Below are 16358 nucleotides of genomic sequence, written 5' to 3'. Positions count from 1 at the left end.
CGCCGATCGTCGGCGGGCGCCGGGTCACTTCGCGGTGCGCGCCGGACGCAGTTCGCGCGGGAGCGCGAACGTCAGGGTCTCGTTGGCGGTGTTCACCGTGTCGACCGTGTCGTAGCCGTACTCGGCCAGGAAGTCGAGCACACCGCGCACCAGCACCTCCGGAACCGACGCACCCGAGGTGACGCCGACGGTCGTGACGCCGTCGAGCCAGGCCGGATCGATCTCGCGGGCGTAGTCGACCAGATGCGACGCGGACGCCCCGTTCTGCAGCGCGACCTCCACCAGCCGCACCGAGTTCGACGAGTTCTTCGAGCCCACCACGATGACGAGGTCGCACTGCGGCGCCATGGCCTTCACCGCGACCTGACGATTCTGGGTGGCGTAGCAGATGTCGTCACTCGGCGGATCGGCCAGTTCCGGGAACCGCGCGCGCAGACGTTTGACCGTCTCCATCGTCTCGTCCACGGACAGTGTGGTCTGCGACAGCCAGATGACCTTCGACTCGTCACGCACCACCACGTCGTCGACGTGATCGGGACCGTCGACGAGCTGGATGTGCTCGGGCGCCTCACCCGCGGTGCCCTCGACCTCCTCGTGACCCTCGTGACCGATGAGGAGGATGTCGTAATCGTCGCGGGCGAAACGCTTGGCCTCCTGATGCACCTTCGTCACCAGCGGGCAGGTCGCGTCGATCGTCTTCAGGCTGCGCTGAGCTGCACTGCGATGAACTTCCGGCGACACACCGTGGGCGGAGAACACCACGATCGCACCCTCGGGCACCTCGTCGGTCTCGCCGACGAAGATCGCACCGCGATCGGTCAGCGTCTCGACGACATGCCGGTTGTGCACGATCTCCTTGCGCACGTAGACGGGAGCGCCGTGCTTGTCGAGCGCGCGCTCGACGGTCTCCACGGCACGGTCCACACCGGCGCAGTAGCCACGTGGTTCGGCCAGAAGGACACGTTTGCGTTCAACCATGCCTCCCAGGGTACGGGTCCGGCCGCGGATCCGGCCTCTCGCTCCGCGAGCGTCGGCCCGCCCGGCGAAGCGGCGGCCACAGCGGCCGGTACTGTCCTCCGGTCACCCGGTGGACCCCCGTCACACCGAATGGCAGAGTATGGGCATGGTTCGTGCACCCTATCCGGCCCGGATCGCCGCCGGCCTCGTCGTCACCGCGATCGAGGAGACCAAGAAGCTGCCCGCGCTGGTGATCACGCTGCCGATGACCGCAGTGAGTCAGACGCTGCAGGCCGGCATGCGGATGCAACAGAACATCGCCGAACTCGCCATCAAGGGCGACCTCGCCCTCGAGTCGCTGTTCGAGAAGCCCGCCGACCAACCCGAATGGGCACGGTTCGACGAGGACGACGACGCGATCGACGCCGAGGCCGACCGCACCCCGATCGAGAGCGCGGGAACCGACTCGGCGGTGACCGACAACACATCGGCCAACCCCGCGTCGCCGCCTGCCCGGAAGACCCCCGCCCCCAAGGCCTCGACACCGAAGGCCGGCGCCCAGAAGACAAGCGCGCAGAAGGCAAGCGCACAGAAGCCAGGCGCCCAGAAGCCAGGCGCCCAGAAGCCTGCGAAGAAGACCGCCACGCCATCGGCCACCTCGACGAGTAGCGCCGCACCGTCGTCACCGGAACCGTCGGCTGGCCGGTTCGCCCTCTACAGCGCACCGCCGGAGACCGTCGTCAACGGCGACGGTGACTCACCCGACGCCGCGACGTCGTCCGCGGCCGATACCGACGTCCCGGAGATCGTCGAGTACATCGAATACGACAACCTGACCCTCGCCCAGCTGCGCGCCAAGCTGCGTTCGGTCGGGCTCGAGGAACTCGAGCAACTCCTCGAGTACGAGAAGGCGACCAAGGGCCGGGCCCCCTTCGTCACCATGATCGACAACCGCATCGCCTCGCAGAACAGCAAGCGGCAACAGCCCACGTGACGGCGGCAGCGTCGGCCAATTCGGCCGAGAATCCGTGGCCGGTCCGAACCGTCAACACCAAGATCGCCGACTGGATCCACCGGCTCGGGCAGATCTGGGTCGAGGGCCAGGTCACCCAGATCAACCGCCGTCCGGGGACCCGGGTCGCGTTCCTCACCCTCCGCGACCCCGCCGCCGACATCTCGGTCTCGGTGACGTGCAGCCCGGATCTGTTGTACCGCACGGAGGTTCCGCTCACCGAGGGCAGCCACGTCGTCATGCTCGGCCGCCCGACGTATTTCACCGGGCGTGGGACGGTGTCGTTACGGGTCACCGACATCCGGCCGGTCGGCGTCGGTGAACTCCTCCTGCGGATCGAACGGCTGCGTCAGCTCCTCACCGCGGAAGGCCTGTTCGACCGACGACTCAAACGCCCACTTCCGTTCCTGCCCAAGGCCGTCGGCCTCATCAGCGGACGCTCGAGTGCGGCGCAGCGCGATGTGGTGGCGGTCGCGACGTCGCGCTGGGAGGCCGTGCGCTTCGTCGTGCGCGATGCGCCGGTGCAGGGCCCGACCGCCGTGCCACGCATCCTCGGTCATCTGACCGCGCTCGACGCCGACCCCGACGTCGAGGTCATCATCATCGCGCGGGGCGGGGGCAGTGTCGAAGACCTGCTCCCCTTCTCCGACGAGGCGCTCCTGCGTGCCGTGTCCGCCTGTCGGACGCCGGTGATCAGCGCGATCGGGCACGAGCCCGACACTCCATTGCTCGACCTCGTCGCCGACGTCCGCGCCGCGACGCCGACCGATGCCGCGAAGCGGGTCGTGCCGGATGTGGCGGCCGAACTCGCCGGCATCGACGAACTCCGAGCACGCAGCGCGCATGCCCTGCGCAACTGGGTCCGCCGCGAGACCCACGTGATCGACGGCCTGCGTGCTCGGCCGGTACTCGCCCGTCCGTTCACCACGATCGACGCCCACGCCGTGCAGATCGACCGGATGCGGCGCGACATCCGGCGTGACATCCGACGCCACCTCGACGCCGAGGAGCGCCGTCGTGATCATCTGTCGGCACGCCTTGCCACACTGGGTCCGGCCCAGACACTGGCGCGGGGATACGCAGTGGTGCAGCGCACCGATGTCGACCGTCCCCACGTGGTGGGCGAGATCGCGGACATGCCGTCCGGGGCCGAGGTGCGCATCCGCGTGGCCGACGGCTCGGCGGTCGCACACGTGACCGGGGGCGCCCACGGGACCGAAGGAGAAACATCGTGACGCAGGACCGCGACGACGAGACCGCCGACGACACCGAGGACTGGATCCCCGTCGAGGATCTCGGGTACGAGCAGGCCCGCGACGAACTCGTCGATGTCGTGGCGACCCTGGAGCACGGCGGACTCGACCTCGACGCGTCGCTCGCGCTCTGGGAACGCGGCGAGGCACTGGCCACACGGTGTGAGGAACACCTCGCCGGGGCGCGGGCGAGGATCGAGGCGGCGATCGCCGAGTCCGATCCGGACGACGACGACTGATCATGCCCCCGTCGGCTCGACGGTCCCGGGTCAGGCCCGCCCGGGCAGGGGCTGCTGGGCGAGGACCGCGGTGGCGATCTCGGTCATGTCCTCGTCCGGTCCGCGTGAGAGAACCGCGATCCGCACGTCGCCGAGGTCGGTGATCCAGAACTTCTTCTCGTCGGGCGTCTCGTAGGCCACCCACTCGCGGCCGCCCACCTGCCGGGTGCCCTTGCCGAGCGCTTCGCCGCCGCCCAACTTCACCACGAGGTCTTCCTCGGCGGCATCCGTCTGGCTGAGCTGCACATATGCGCCGACGTCCGAGATCCAGCCGACCGTACTGACCCGGGTGTTGCCGACGGGCTGGGTCGACCCCGAGTTCGGCTTCCAGCCCGCAGGCGTCGCGGGCCGACGGATCGGGAAGGGCAGGTCGCGCGCGTCGGCCTGCAATGCGTTCGCGACATCGAAACTCGGTGTCCGGTCGTCGGAGGCCTGACCGGTGAGCCCGACCGAGCAGTTGCCCGAGGCGATCGCGACGATCGCACAGATGACCAGCAGCGGGATCAAGGACCAGATCATGTCCTTGCTGCTGTGCAGGATGCGGGGTTTGGCGGCCATGACATCGAGTATCCCAAGAACCGCGCGGACGGTCGGAGGCCACCCATCCGACCAGTCCGATCCATGTGCTGTTCAACGGGTCGTCGCGCGGTGTTGAGTGGTCCCATGAGACGACTCCGACGCGCGGCGCCCTCGCTGTGCCTCATCATCCTGCTCGTCGTCGGGCTGTCCGGGTGCGGCCGCGACTCGTCGGCGGACGGGTTCGACAGCATCCGCGAGTCCGGCGTCCTCCGGGTCGGCACCGAGGGCACGTATGCACCGTTCAGCTACCACGATCAGTCCTCGGGTCAGCTCGCCGGCTACGACGTCGACGTCGCCAACGCGGTCGCCGAGAAGCTCGGCGTCCGCGCGGAGTTCGTCGAGACGCCGTGGGACTCGATCTTCGCCGCGCTCGGGGCCGACCGGTTCGACGTGGTCGCCAACCAGGTCACGATCACGCCCGAGCGTCAGGCCAAATACGATCTCTCCGAGCCCTACTCGGTGGGCGAAGGGGTCATCGTGACCCGCGCCGACGACTCGTCGATCCGTTCCCTCGACGATCTGAACGGCAAGGTCACCGCTCAGTCGGCGACGAGCAACTGGGCCCAGGTGGCGACAGACGCCGGTGCCCGGGTGGAAGCGGTCGAGGGCTTCACCCAGGCGATCAAGCTACTCAACCAGGGACGCGTGCAGGCGACCGTCAACGACAGCATCGCCGTCTACGCCTACCTGGCCGAGACCGGCGACACGAGTGTGAAGATCGCCGCCACCACCGGCGACACGAGCGAGCAGGCGTTCGCGGCGCGCAAGGACAGCCGGATCGTCGGCGAGCTCAATCGTGCCCTCGACGAGCTGAAGGCCGACGGCACGCTGACCCAGATCTCCCAGAAGTACCTCAGGGCCGACGCCAGTGGGTCGCCCTCGTCCTCAGCGCAGGATCAGCCGGCGTCGCGCAGCACGTGGGAGCTGATCGCCGACAACCTGTGGCCGATGGCGCGGGCCACCCTGACCATGACCATCCCGTTGGCGGCCATCAGCTTTCTCGTCGGCTTGGTCATCGCCCTCGCGGTCGCACTGGCCCGGCTGTCGTCGAACCGGGTCGTGTCGGGGGCCGCACGGTTCTACATCTCGGTGATCCGGGGTACGCCACTGCTGGTTCAGTTGTTCATCATCTTCTACGCACTGCCCGAGCTCGGCATCTCCGTGCCGCCGTTCCCGGCGGCGGTCGTGGCGTTCTCGCTCAACGTCGGCGGCTACGCGGCCGAGATCATCCGCAGCGCCATCCTGTCGGTCCCGAAGGGGCAGACCGAGGCGGCACAGACGATCGGGATGGACTACGCGACGACGATGCGTCGGATCGTCTTGCCGCAGGCGGCGCGCAATGCGGTCCCGGGGCTGTCGAACACACTGATCTCGTTGGTGAAGGACACCTCGCTCGCGTCGACGATCCTGGTCACCGAGTTGCTCCGGGTGGCACAGATCGCGGCGGCACCGACGTTCGAGTTCTTCGCCCTCTACACCACGGCGGCGGTCTACTACTGGATCGTGTGCTTCGTCCTGTCCGGCCTGCAGGGCCGACTCGAGAACCGACTCGGAAGGTTCGTGACGGTATGACCCACGATTCCAGCGATCCCGCCGATCCGATCGCGCCCCCGGCCACCGACGACGGCCGCCCGCTGGTCGAGGTGACCGGACTACGGAAGTCCTTCGGCGACAACGAGGTCCTCAAGGGCATCGAGTTCGCCGTGCCCGCGGGCAGTGTCACCGTGATCCTCGGTCCGAGCGGATCGGGCAAAACCACCATCCTCCGGTCGCTCAACGCTCTCGACCTCCCCGACTCCGGGGTCGTGCGGGTCGCCGAGGCGACCGTCGACTTCGCCGGACGGGTCACCAAGGCCGACATCGCCCGCTATCGCAGACAGAGCGCCATGGTCTTCCAGAGCCACAACCTCTTCCCGCACAAGACCGTCCTCGAGAACGTGATCGAAGGACCCGTGATCGTGCAGAAGCGTCCGCGCGACGAGGCGGTCGCCGACGCCGAGCGGCTTCTGGGCGAGGTCGGCCTCCTCGACAAGCGCGATCAGTACCCCGCCCAACTGTCCGGTGGCCAGCAACAGCGGGCCGGGATCGTCCGGGCCCTGGCATTGCGGCCCGAGGTCATGCTGTTCGACGAACCGACCTCGGCACTCGACCCGGAGCTCGTCGGCGACGTGCTGTCGGTGCTGCGCGACCTCGCCGCCCAGGGCTGGACGATGATCGTCGTCACCCATGAGATCCGGTTCGCGCGGCAGGTCGCCGATCAGGTCATCTTCGCCGATCACGGCGTCGTTCTCGAACGTGGAACCGCCGGGGAGGTCATCGATCATCCGTCGCATGAGCGCACCCGCCAGTTTCTGCGCCGACTACTCGATCCGCTCTGACCCGGCTGATCAAACGTCCGGTGTGACATGCAAGGATGGTGACAACCCGCCGCAAGTCAGCACTGGCCACATCCCGGACGGTGCGCAGTCTCCACGACGAGGAGTTCGCCGATGTCACCTTCCCCGCAGGCCCCCGACCGCAACCTGGCCATGGAGTTGGTGCGGGTCACCGAGGCCGCGGCGCTCGCCGCCGGACGCTGGGTCGGACGCGGCGAGAAGAAGAAGGGCGACGGGGCAGCCGTCGACGCGATGCGCGAACTCCTCTCGACCGTCTCGATGCGGGGCGTCGTCGTCATCGGCGAGGGCGAGAAGGACGAGGCGCCGATGCTGTTCAACGGCGAAGAGGTCGGCAACGGCGCGGGCCCCGAGTGCGATGTGGCGGTCGACCCGATCGACGGCACCACACTGATGGCCGAGGGCCGGCCGAACTCGATCGCCGTCATCGCGGTCAGCGAGCGCGGCACGATGTACGACCCGTCGGCGGTGTTCTACATGGACAAGATCGCTGTCGGACCGGAGGCGAAGGGCGCGATCAACATCGACGAGTCCGTCGCCTGGAACATCAACTCGGTCGCCAAGGCCAAGGGCATCGACATCGCCGACCTGACTGTCGTCGTCCTCGACCGGCCGCGTCACGCCGACCTGATCGGCGAGATCCGCGAGGCCGGCGCGAAGATCCGCCTCATCTCCGACGGCGACGTCGCCGGTGCGATCGCGGCGGCCGGGGACTACTCCACCGTCGACATGCTGATGGGCGTCGGCGGAACCCCCGAGGGCATCATCACCGCCGTCGCGATGAAGTGCATGGGCGGTGAGATCCAGGGCAAGCTGTGGCCGCGCAACGACGAGGAGCGGCAGAAGGCCCTCGACGCCGGCCACGACCTCGATCGTGTGCTCACCAACGACATCCTCGTGAGCGGCGAGAACTCCTTCTTCTGCGCCACCGGCGTCACCAACGGTGACATGCTGCGCGGCGTGACCTATCGTCCGAACGGCGCCACCACCCGCTCGCTGGTGATGCGCTCGAAGTCCGGGACGATCCGCCGGATCGAGGCGGTCCACCAGGTCGAGAAGCTGCGCGAGTACGCGCGCGTCGACATCTGATCCCCACCCCACTCTGCAGCCCGACATCTCCACCGAGCCGCTGGCTCTTCGATTCGAACGAGGATGGTTGCCGTCATGGCCGAACAGCAGTACCGCATCGAGCACGACACCATGGGCGAGGTCAAGGTCCCGATCGACGCCCTCTGGCGCGCACAGACCCAGCGCGCGGTCGAGAACTTCCCCATCAGTCACCGCCCGCTCGAACGGACACAGATCCGCGCGATGGGCCTGCTGAAGGCGGCCTGCGCACAGGTGAACAAGGACCTCGGCCTGCTCGACGCCGAGAAGGCCGACGCGATCGTCGCCGCGGCCAAAGAGATCGCCGACGGCAAGCATGACGATCAGTTCCCGATCGACGTGTTCCAGACCGGATCGGGCACCAGCTCCAACATGAACGCCAACGAGGTCATCGCATCGATCGCGAAGGCCAACGGCGTCGAGATCCACCCGAACGATCACGTCAACATGTCGCAGTCGTCGAACGACACCTTCCCCACCGCGACCCACGTCGCGGCCACCGAGGCGGCCGTCACCGACCTGATCCCCGCTCTCGATCATCTGCGACTCGCGTTGCTGGACAAGGCGACGCAGTGGCGTGAGGTCGTCAAGAGCGGCCGGACGCATCTGATGGATGCGGTGCCGGTGACGCTCGGCCAGGAGTTCGGCGGATACGCACGACAGGTCGAGGCCGGCATCGAGCGCGTGACCTCGACGCTGCCGCGTGTCGGAGAACTCCCGATCGGCGGAACGGCCGTCGGCACAGGTCTCAACGCACCCGATGGATTCGGCACGAAGGTCGTCGCGGAACTGCGCGGCCTGACCGACGTCGACGCACTCACGCTCGCCAAGGACAACTTCGAGGCGCAGGCCGCACGCGACGGCCTCGTCGAGCTGTCGGGTGCGCTCAAGACCATCGCCGTGTCGCTCACCAAGATCGCCAACGACGTCCGCTGGATGGGCTCCGGACCGCTCACCGGTCTCGGCGAGATCCAGTTGCCGGACCTGCAACCGGGCAGCTCCATCATGCCGGGCAAGGTCAATCCCGTTCTGCCCGAGGCGGTCACGCAGGTCGCAGCCCAGGTCATCGGCAACGACGCCGCGGTCACCTGGGGTGGCGGAAACGGGGCGTTCGAGCTGAACGTCTACATCCCGATGATGGCGCGCAACGTCCTCGAGTCACTCAAGCTGCTGGCCAACGTGTCCCGCCTGTTCGCCGACCGCTGCATCGTCGGCCTCGTCGCCAACGAGGACCGGCTGCGCACCCTGGCCGAGAGCTCGCCGTCGATCGTGACCCCGCTCAACAGCGCCATCGGTTACGAGGAGGCGGCCGCGGTCGCCAAGCAGGCACTCAAGGAGGGCAAGACCATTCGGCAGACCGTCATCGATCGCGGACTGATCGGTGACAAGCTGTCCGAGGCCGAACTCGACAAGCGCCTCGACGTCCTGAAGATGGCCAATCTCGATCGCGAGCGCTGAGAGCGCCGATCTCCGATTCATGGCAATGGTCCGCGATCACCGCGGACCATTGCCATAAATTTTCTAGGGTGGGGTCATGGAACCCTTCCCCTCGGACTGGCAGACCGCTCTGGCGCTTGTCGCGCATCCCGACGATCCCGAATACGGGATGGCTCCCGCCGTCGCGCGGTGGACGGGCGAGGGCCGGCGGGTGGTGTACGCACTGGCGTCCAGCGGTGAGGCCGGGATCGAGGGCATGGCCCCGGAGACCGCCGGCCCCGTCCGTGAGGCCGAGCAACGGACGTCGGCGGGCATCGTAGGCGTCGACGAGGTGGAGTTCTGGGGCTTCCCCGACAGCGAGATCCGCAACACGCCGGAACTGCGCGCACGCATCCGCGACACGATCCTGCGCGTCGCCCCCGACATCGTGCTCTCCCTGTACGGCGGACCGGAATGGGCTCCCGGACAACCGAATCAGCGTGATCACATGGAGTTCTCCGCCGCCGTTCTCGAGGCCTACGACGACCTGCCGCCCGACGACCGGCCCGGGCTGCTGTTCGAGAACGGGCCGCAGGCCACCCACGGCGTCGACGTGACCGATCAGATCGAAGTGGCCGTGCGATCCCTGGCCGCCCACGAGCAGTATCTCTCGGTCCTCGATCCCGACACCCCCGTCGTCGAGCAGGCCCGACGGCAGATCGAGATGGTCACGTCACCGCGGGACGACTTCGGAGGTGTGCCGGCGGCATGCTTCGAGCAGAAGCGTTCACGCGCACGGTGATCCGAGCCCGTCAGCTCCCGGATTCGACGCCCAGAAGCGCGGGCACCAGGTTCACCAGCTGACTGAGCAGCCCGGTGAGGGCGTTGTCCTCGGTGGCCGGCGCCGCGGGTGCCGTCGAGTTCGGTGCTGTGGAATTGGGTGCTGTGGAATTCGGTGCTGCCGAATTCGGTGCCGAACCGGATGGTGAGGTGCTCGACGGCGCGCTGGACGACGGCCCCGCCTGGTTGACCCCGATCGCGATCTTCGGATGCTTGGCCGGGTCGAGCCACACGAGGATCTTGCGCATCAGGTCCCGATCGATGGCCACGCAGCCCATCGTCGGCTGACCGTTGGTCACGTGCAGGAACATCGCCGACGCCTTGCCCGGGGTGCGTTGCGGATTGTGGGCGATGTTGACGGCGTAGTCGTACACCGGCCCGGAGTCGTAGAGGTTCTCGCTGTCGCCACCCGGGCTCTTCGCCTGGCGCACCATGGTGTTGTAGGTCGGCGACTTCATGTTCGAGTCCCACCAGTCCTGGCGGTCCACCTGCTTGTAGGGCATCTTGGTGCCGGGATTGGCGGCCCGGCCGAATGCCTGGTCGAGGCCAAACGTGCCCTGCGGCGTGCGGTAGACGTTGTCCTTGGGCTCGCCCATGCCGAGCGATCCGAGGAAGGCCTTCGTCGGACCGATGACCGGCTTCCAGGACTGATCGGCACCACGTTCGAAGGCAGTGAGGCTGGCCGTCTGGTCACTGGCCTTCGGCGCGGTGACGACGATCATCTGACTGGTATCGGCCTCGGAGCTTCCTCCCCCGCCCACGCCGAGATTGCCGGCCAGTGTCTCCAGGACCGAGTCCAGCAGGGTGATGCCCGTCTTAGGGATGGTCAGTCCACCCGGGGTCCCCGACGTCGGCGGTGCGCTCGGCGTCGTCCCGGGAGCTGCGAGCGCGGTTCCGGCACCTCCGACGAGCGCCGCCATTGCCGCGATCACCACAAGTCCCAATAACCTCATTCGCCTCATCAGTAACTTCAGCACCACACCAGTGTGCCATTGCGCAAGGGGCAGCGAGTCTCGTGATGATCACGGTGCAATACAGATCGGGTCACCGGGGACTTCCGTCACACCCGTCCCAGAACCGGGGTCCCGCACTGCGACCGACAGGGCTCGCCAGTAATGTTTCGTCGCAGGTGGCGAAATCACAACACCTGTTACGAAAGGGTAGAGACATGACTTTCTTCGAACTGTGGGCGGCCCTCGCTGAGGCAATCGCTGCGGGAATCCCACTCGGCTCGTCCTGACCGCTCAGACCTGACGACGCTGCCGCACCGATCACCGGTGCGGCAGCGTCGTCATTTTTCGGCCGAGTCCGTGCACGTCGCCCCCGGACGCGAGCCCCCCACATCGCCGACCGTGCCCTGTTTTTCGCCCATCGTGCCCAACTCGGGCACGGTCGGCGACATTCTGGACACGGTCGGCGGCTTCGCGGGCGTCACGCGCCCGGCGCGAACTCCTCGAGCATCTCGGTGACCAGAGCGGCGATCGGTGACCGCTCACTGCGCGTCAACGTCACGTGCGCGAAGAGCGGATGCCCCTTCAGCTTCTCGATGACCGCGGCCACGCCGTCGTGCCGGCCGACACGCAGATTGTCGCGCTGGGCGACATCGTGGGTGAGCACCACCCGTGACCCGGCACCCAGCCTCGACAACACCGTGAGCAGCACGTTGCGTTCCAGCGATTGCGCCTCGTCGACGATGACGAACGAGTCGTGCAGTGACCGACCGCGGATGTGGGTCAGCGGCAACACCTCGAGCATGCCGCGGCTGAGCACCTCCTCGATGACCTCGGGTGAGGCCAGCCCCTCGAGGGTGTCGAAGACGGCCTGCGCCCAGGGCCCCATCTTGTCGGCCTCGCTACCGGGCAGATATCCGAGTTGCTGACCGCCGACGGCGTACAGCGGCCGGAACACCACCACCTTGCGTTGTGTCCGTCGTTCCAAGACGGCCTCGAGGCCCGCGCACAGGGCCAGCGCCGACTTGCCCGTGCCCGCCTTGCCGCCGAGCGAGACGATGCCCACGCTGTCATCGAGCAGGAGGTCGAGGGCGACCCGCTGCTCGGCCGATCGCCCGTGCAGGCCGAAGGCCTCACGATCACCGCGCACCAGTTGCACCCGTTTGTCCTCGTTCACCCGGCCGAGCGCACTCGACGAGTGGCCCAGCAGCCGGATTCCGGTGTGACACGGGAGTTCTCGCGCGTCGTCGACGTCGACGACACCGTCGGCGAAGAGGGTGTCGATCGTCGCGGAGTCCACGTCCAGCTCGGTCATGCCCGACCATCCGGACACCACCACGTCCTGCGCGTGGTACTCGTCGGCGGCCAGCCCGACAGCGCCCGCCTTCACGCGGAGCGGGGTGTCCTTCGACACCAGGGTGACGTCCTTGCCCTCGGCGCGAAGATTCAACGCGCAGGCCAAGATCCGCGAGTCATTGGTCTCGGTGCGGAAGCCGGCCGGGAGGACTGCGGGATCGGTGTGGTTCAGCTCGACCTGGAGCGTGCCGCCCTCGTCGCCGATCGGGAACGGGACGTCGAGTCGGCCGTGTGCGAGTCGGAGATCGTCGAGCATCCGCAACGCCTCACGAGCAAACCAGCCGAGCTCGTGGTGGTGACGTTTGCCCTCGAGTTCGCCGATGACCACCAGCGGAAGAACCACGTGATGTTCGGCGAAGCGCAGAACCGCCCAGGGATCGGACAGCAGCACGGAGGTGTCGAGGACGTAGGTGCGTGTGGTCACGTAGGGCTCCTACATTTGTACGGCTCCCGCACAAACCAGTAGCGACGACCGGCTGGTTCTTGCCCGTCCCGGCTGGTCAGCCGAGGTGGACGAGGACCGGGGCCGGTCCTCTCGCGATGCTGGTGCAGACCACGATTCGAACCTCCCGGACGAACCGCTTCCCCGCGGCCCGTCACTGGTCAACGTACGCCGAACACACCCCTGCGGCTTGCCAGGCAGGGGTGTGTCGGCGTGAATTATGCGTTAACGCAGATTGCCTCGGCGCTACGTCGAGGCGACGTTCTCAGGTCCCCGGCGACTATGCCCCGGCGAGACCGAGAACGCGCTGCCGTGCGGCCTCGGCGTCGGAACCCAGTCCCTGGACGGTGGCGAGCTTCAGCTGATCGACCAGTGTCGCGGCGATCGCCGTGCGGGTCTCGTCGTTCTCGTACCCGGCGATCAGTGCACGCTCGTCGTCGAAGTCGGCGACGTCGGCACCGATCGGCTCGATGTTCGCGAGACGACGGTCGAGGGCGAGAACGGTGCCCTCCGGATCGGCGACCAGCGATGCATTGAGGAATGCGGCGAACGTCGTGGCCTGGACGGCGTCGTCGTGGGCGATCTTGGTGAGGATCTGCTTGAACACGTCGTCGGTGACCGCGGACGCGAGCCTCTCGGTGAACGCGACGCTCTGGTTCTCGTGCACCGCCATCAGCGCGAGCACGTCGAGGGGCGACAGATCGGCGACGCCCTCGGTGGTCTGCCGGTAGCCGGCGGTCACGTGAATGCGGCGGCGCTCCTCGGCGTCGACCGGATCGATCGCGCGGGTCACGACGAGGAAGTCGCGCAACACGATGGCGTGGCGGTTGTCCTCGGCGGTCCAGACGCCGACCAGCTGCCGCCATTCGGAGAACGCCGGGAAGTGAATGGCGAGCACACGGTGGTACGACGGCAGGTTGTCCTTGGTGAGCAGCAGGGCCAGGGTGCCGGCCCGCGCCTCGTCGGACAGGGTCCCCTGCGACGGATCCCAGTCCTCACCGCCCAGGAAGGCGAAGTTGCGGCCGGATTCCCACGGCACCCAGTCATGCGGGTTCCACGGAAGGGCCGCCGCCTGGTGATCCTCGGCGATCTCGGGTAGCGCCTTTTCCAGCGCGATGATCAACTCGTCCTCGGTCAATGCGTTCATCGTCAGACAGGATAGGCACTCGCGCGACGCTGTGGCCAATTTCTCTCGAGCCGGGGTCTCAGACCCGACTCATCAGGCCCCATTCCTCGAGTCCGTCGTAGAGCGGGAAGTCGAGGGCCAGGCGCGACACGCGGCCGCGCAGCTCGGAGACGTCGGCGGCCTCCCCGGCCGCCAGAGCGGTGCCGATGATGTCGGCCACCTCGGTGAACTCCTCGTCGCCGAAGCCCCTCGTGGCCAGCGCGGGTGTCCCGATGCGCAGGCCGGAGGTCACCATCGGCGGCCGCGGATCGAAGGGCACCGCGTTGCGGTTCACGGTGATGCCGACCTGATGCAGCAGATCCTCGGCCTGCTGGCCGTCGAGCCTGCTGTTGCGCAGGTCGACGAGGACGAGGTGGACGTCGGTGCCGCCGGTGAGCACCGAGATGCCTGCCTTCTCGACGTCACCGCCGGTCAGGCGTTCGGCCAGGATCTTCGCGCCCGACAGCGTGCGCCGCTGCCGGTCGGCGAACTCGTCGGTGCCGGCGATCTTGAGGGCCACCGCCTTCCCCGCGATCGCATGCATGAGCGGACCGCCCTGCTGGCCCGGGAACACCGCGGAGTTCAGCTTCTTGGCCCACTCCTGCTTGGCGAGGATGAGACCCGAACGCGGCCCGCCCAGCGTCTTGTGCACGGTCGAGGAGACGACATCGGAGTAGGGCACGGGCGAGGGGTGCAGGTCTGCGGCCACCAGACCGGCGAAATGCGCCATGTCGGTCCACAGGTACGCACCGACCTCGTCGGCGATCGAGCGGAACGCCTCGAAGTCGAGGGTGCGCGGATATGCCGACCATCCGGCACAGATGACCTTCGGCTTGGCGCTGAGAGCGATCTTGCGCACCTCGTCCATGTCGACGCGGAAGTCCTCCTTGCTCACGCCGTACGACTCGATCTCGTAGAGCTTGCCGGAGAAGTTGAGCCGCATGCCGTGCGTGAGATGGCCGCCGTGTGCGAGGTCGAGACCGAGCATCTTCTCGCCCGGGCTCATCAGGGCCATCAGCACGGCGGCATTGGCCTGGGCGCCGGAGTGCGGCTGGACGTTGGCGAAGTCGGCGCCGAAAAGCTCTTTGGCGCGGTCGCGTGCGATGTCCTCGACGACGTCGACGTACTCACAGCCGCCGTAATAGCGCCGACCCGGATAGCCCTCGGCGTACTTGTTGGTGAGCACGCTGCCCTGCGCCTGCAGCACCGCCCGGGGGACGAAGTTCTCCGACGCGATCATCTCGAGCGTGTCGCGCTGACGACTCAGCTCACCGTTCATCGCCGCAGCCACGTCCGGATCGAGCTCGGCCAGGGACATCGAATTCAGGCTCATGGGAGACAAGTCTATGGTCCGGCTCCCGAAGGTCCGAGTTCGGCTCTCAGCTGCGCCGGGGTGAGGGGTTCGTCGAGCAATCGCCCGAATCGCGCGAGGCGACCCGACGCCGGGACCTCGTCGAGCCAGGTGTCGAGCAACCGGTAGCCCTCGACGTAGGTCGAGATGTAGGCACGCCACAGCGGTGAGGTCAGGAAGCGCAGCATCTGACGTGCCCGCTCGGGCGGCGCGAGCAGCCACTGCTGCAGGAACGACGCGACCGAATCGGCGTCGAGATGCCGATCGTGCAGCAGCAGTGCCGCGTCCTGGCGCACGCCCAGCAGGCCCGACGACGCCGTCGACATCCGCTGCGCCCGCTCCCCGTCGAAGCGCAGTCCGAGGTCGGCGTAGATCTCCTGCGCCCACAGGCCCCAGTCGGGGCCGACCGCGGCACGCAACGCGTGGTCGGCGAGACCTTCGGCCATCAGACACTGCGGCGTGTTCACCAGGAAGATCGTCTGCTCGAATTGTCCCCCGCCGACGAGGATCTCTTCTTTCCGGCAGTGCTCGGTGTGATGCCCGGGGTAGGCCTCGTGCGCGATGAGATGCGGCAGAGTCGACATGTACTGCGTCAGATCGGTGTTGATCGCCACCCTCGACCGGTACCCACCCAGGTAGTAGTTGAAGCCCGACCACGGCTTGTCCGAGACGACCTCGAACTCGACGATCTCGTTGTCGGGCAGCGGAAAGGCGGACCGGACCCGCTCGCGCAACGCCCCGCTGAAGGCACGCACACACTCGTCGACACGGTCCGCCGGGATCTCGTCGGCACGTTTGTACGCGGCGTACGCCTCGGTCAGCCGCTCGTCGCCCGCACCCGCGACCTCGAGCCCGACCGCCATCGCCGCATGGGCGTCGCGATAGCGCTGCTCGTCGCCCAGGGCGATGTCGACGTCGAAGTAGGCGCGGACCTCGTCGACGAAGCCGATGTCCTCCCCCGCGAACCTGCGTGCCGAGCACTCGAGTGCGGCCAGATGCGCGGCGATGAACTCGGCCCGCGCGGCCGGGAGGTCGCCGGGCAGGTCGCGGCGCAATCCGCGAGCGCGGTCGGCGAGCACGGCGGGATCCGGGGACGGGGCGTTCATCACCTCCGCGCGCAGACTCGCATCGCCGGTGTAGGCGTCGACGAACCCCTCTTCGAGACGGTCGAACGCCAGTCCGAGACGCAGATACTCGGTCACCGGCGAGGTGGCAGCAGAAGTCATGAGCGAAGGCTACCGATCACCGGAGAATCCGTG

General features: G+C 67.8%; 15 protein-coding genes. 8 read left to right on the top strand and 7 right to left on the bottom strand.

The genetic code is table 11. The features are described 5' to 3' along the window. Positions 1 to 24: 24 nt before the first annotated feature. Positions 25 to 978 (bottom strand): 4-hydroxy-3-methylbut-2-enyl diphosphate reductase, encoded by a 954-nt coding sequence (locus tag EEB19_RS07425; RefSeq protein WP_187584695.1) that lies wholly within the window; start codon positions 976 to 978, stop codon positions 25 to 27. A gap of 145 nt (positions 979 to 1123) precedes the next feature. Here EEB19_RS07425 and EEB19_RS07420 point away from each other — a divergent pair, with 145 nt between their 5' ends. The 3 genes from EEB19_RS07420 to EEB19_RS07410 are packed head-to-tail and all read left to right on the top strand — an operon-like array spanning position 1124 to position 3461. Beyond that, positions 1124 to 1951: a lipid droplet-associated protein gene (locus tag EEB19_RS07420; RefSeq protein ID WP_187584693.1), complete on the top strand. Its 828-nt coding sequence runs from the start codon at positions 1124 to 1126 to the stop codon at positions 1949 to 1951. Further along, entirely contained in the window at positions 1948 to 3204 is a 1257-nt protein-coding gene (xseA, locus tag EEB19_RS07415; protein WP_187584691.1) for an exodeoxyribonuclease VII large subunit, read from the top strand. The genes EEB19_RS07420 and xseA overlap by 4 nt, the downstream gene beginning before the upstream one ends. Beyond that, entirely contained in the window at positions 3201 to 3461 is a 261-nt protein-coding gene (locus EEB19_RS07410) for an exodeoxyribonuclease VII small subunit (protein WP_187584689.1), read from the top strand. The genes xseA and EEB19_RS07410 overlap by 4 nt, the downstream gene beginning before the upstream one ends. 30 nt (positions 3462 to 3491) lie before the next feature. Here the strand turns inward: EEB19_RS07410 and EEB19_RS07405 are convergent, their stop codons facing one another. Next, the gene (locus tag EEB19_RS07405; RefSeq protein ID WP_187584687.1) at positions 3492 to 4058 is read right to left on the bottom strand and encodes a DUF4245 domain-containing protein; all 567 of its coding nucleotides are present in this window, start codon (positions 4056 to 4058) and stop codon (positions 3492 to 3494) included. 105 nt (positions 4059 to 4163) lie between these two features. Between EEB19_RS07405 and EEB19_RS07400 the strand changes: the two genes are divergently transcribed. From EEB19_RS07400 to EEB19_RS07380, 5 genes are all read left to right on the top strand, one after another. Beyond that, positions 4164 to 5651, top strand: coding sequence for an ABC transporter permease subunit (locus EEB19_RS07400; RefSeq protein ID WP_187584685.1), 1488 nt, complete (start codon positions 4164 to 4166; stop codon positions 5649 to 5651). Then, positions 5648 to 6457 carry an amino acid ABC transporter ATP-binding protein gene (locus EEB19_RS07395; protein WP_222929927.1) on the top strand — a complete coding sequence of 270 codons (810 nt, stop codon included), beginning with the start codon at positions 5648 to 5650 and terminating at the stop codon, positions 6455 to 6457. Before EEB19_RS07400 ends, EEB19_RS07395 begins: the two co-directional genes overlap by 4 nt. 111 nt (positions 6458 to 6568) lie before the next feature. After that, a complete protein-coding gene (gene glpX / locus EEB19_RS07390) occupies positions 6569 to 7561 on the top strand; it encodes a class II fructose-bisphosphatase (protein WP_187584683.1) in 993 nt (330 codons plus the stop codon). Positions 7562 to 7636: 75 nt separating this feature from the next. Beyond that, positions 7637 to 9037 carry a class II fumarate hydratase gene (locus EEB19_RS07385; protein ID WP_187584681.1) on the top strand — a complete coding sequence of 467 codons (1401 nt, stop codon included), beginning with the start codon at positions 7637 to 7639 and terminating at the stop codon, positions 9035 to 9037. Between the two features lie 76 nt (positions 9038 to 9113). After that, positions 9114 to 9797, top strand: a complete 684-nt coding sequence (locus EEB19_RS07380; protein ID WP_187584679.1) for a PIG-L deacetylase family protein — start codon at positions 9114 to 9116, stop codon at positions 9795 to 9797. Between the two features lie 10 nt (positions 9798 to 9807). Here the strand turns inward: EEB19_RS07380 and EEB19_RS07375 are convergent, their stop codons facing one another. The 5 genes from EEB19_RS07375 to EEB19_RS07355 all read right to left on the bottom strand — a co-directional run bounded on the left by EEB19_RS07375 (position 9808) and on the right by EEB19_RS07355 (position 16325). Further along, positions 9808 to 10788, bottom strand: coding sequence for a L,D-transpeptidase (locus tag EEB19_RS07375; protein WP_187584677.1), 981 nt, complete (start codon positions 10786 to 10788; stop codon positions 9808 to 9810). A gap of 478 nt (positions 10789 to 11266) precedes the next feature. Then, positions 11267 to 12565, bottom strand: coding sequence for a PhoH family protein (locus tag EEB19_RS07370; RefSeq protein ID WP_187584675.1), 1299 nt, complete (start codon positions 12563 to 12565; stop codon positions 11267 to 11269). A gap of 298 nt (positions 12566 to 12863) precedes the next feature. Next, complete coding sequence (locus EEB19_RS07365) at positions 12864 to 13730, bottom strand: acyl-ACP desaturase (protein WP_187584673.1); 867 nt, start codon at positions 13728 to 13730, stop codon at positions 12864 to 12866. Positions 13731 to 13788: 58 nt separating this feature from the next. Beyond that, positions 13789 to 15066 (bottom strand): serine hydroxymethyltransferase, encoded by a 1278-nt coding sequence (glyA, locus tag EEB19_RS07360; protein WP_187584937.1) that lies wholly within the window; start codon positions 15064 to 15066, stop codon positions 13789 to 13791. Between the two features lie 26 nt (positions 15067 to 15092). Continuing rightward, the gene (locus EEB19_RS07355) at positions 15093 to 16325 is read right to left on the bottom strand and encodes a DUF885 domain-containing protein (protein WP_187584670.1); all 1233 of its coding nucleotides are present in this window, start codon (positions 16323 to 16325) and stop codon (positions 15093 to 15095) included. Positions 16326 to 16358: the final 33 nt, after the last annotated feature.

This window comes from Gordonia sp. OPL2, from assembly GCF_003797825.1.
GTDB lineage: Bacteria > Actinomycetota > Actinomycetes > Mycobacteriales > Mycobacteriaceae > Gordonia.
This window is presented reverse-complemented; position numbering and strand designations above follow the sequence as displayed.

Coding starts and splice junctions, on each gene's coding strand:
- glyA (WP_187584937.1), bottom strand. CDS start 15,066: ATGTCCCTGGCCGAGCTCGATCCGGACGTGGCTGCGGCGATGAACGGT.
- EEB19_RS07425 (WP_187584695.1), bottom strand. CDS start 978: ATGGTTGAACGCAAACGTGTCCTTCTGGCCGAACCACGTGGCTACTGC.
- EEB19_RS07380 (WP_187584679.1), top strand. CDS start 9,114: ATGGAACCCTTCCCCTCGGACTGGCAGACCGCTCTGGCGCTTGTCGCG.
- glpX (WP_187584683.1), top strand. CDS start 6,569: ATGTCACCTTCCCCGCAGGCCCCCGACCGCAACCTGGCCATGGAGTTG.
- EEB19_RS07365 (WP_187584673.1), bottom strand. CDS start 13,730: ATGAACGCATTGACCGAGGACGAGTTGATCATCGCGCTGGAAAAGGCG.
- EEB19_RS07375 (WP_187584677.1), bottom strand. CDS start 10,788: ATGAGGTTATTGGGACTTGTGGTGATCGCGGCAATGGCGGCGCTCGTC.
- EEB19_RS07405 (WP_187584687.1), bottom strand. CDS start 4,058: ATGGCCGCCAAACCCCGCATCCTGCACAGCAGCAAGGACATGATCTGG.
- EEB19_RS07385 (WP_187584681.1), top strand. CDS start 7,637: ATGGCCGAACAGCAGTACCGCATCGAGCACGACACCATGGGCGAGGTC.
- EEB19_RS07355 (WP_187584670.1), bottom strand. CDS start 16,325: ATGACTTCTGCTGCCACCTCGCCGGTGACCGAGTATCTGCGTCTCGGA.
- EEB19_RS07400 (WP_187584685.1), top strand. CDS start 4,164: ATGAGACGACTCCGACGCGCGGCGCCCTCGCTGTGCCTCATCATCCTG.
- EEB19_RS07395 (WP_222929927.1), top strand. CDS start 5,648: ATGACCCACGATTCCAGCGATCCCGCCGATCCGATCGCGCCCCCGGCC.
- EEB19_RS07420 (WP_187584693.1), top strand. CDS start 1,124: ATGGTTCGTGCACCCTATCCGGCCCGGATCGCCGCCGGCCTCGTCGTC.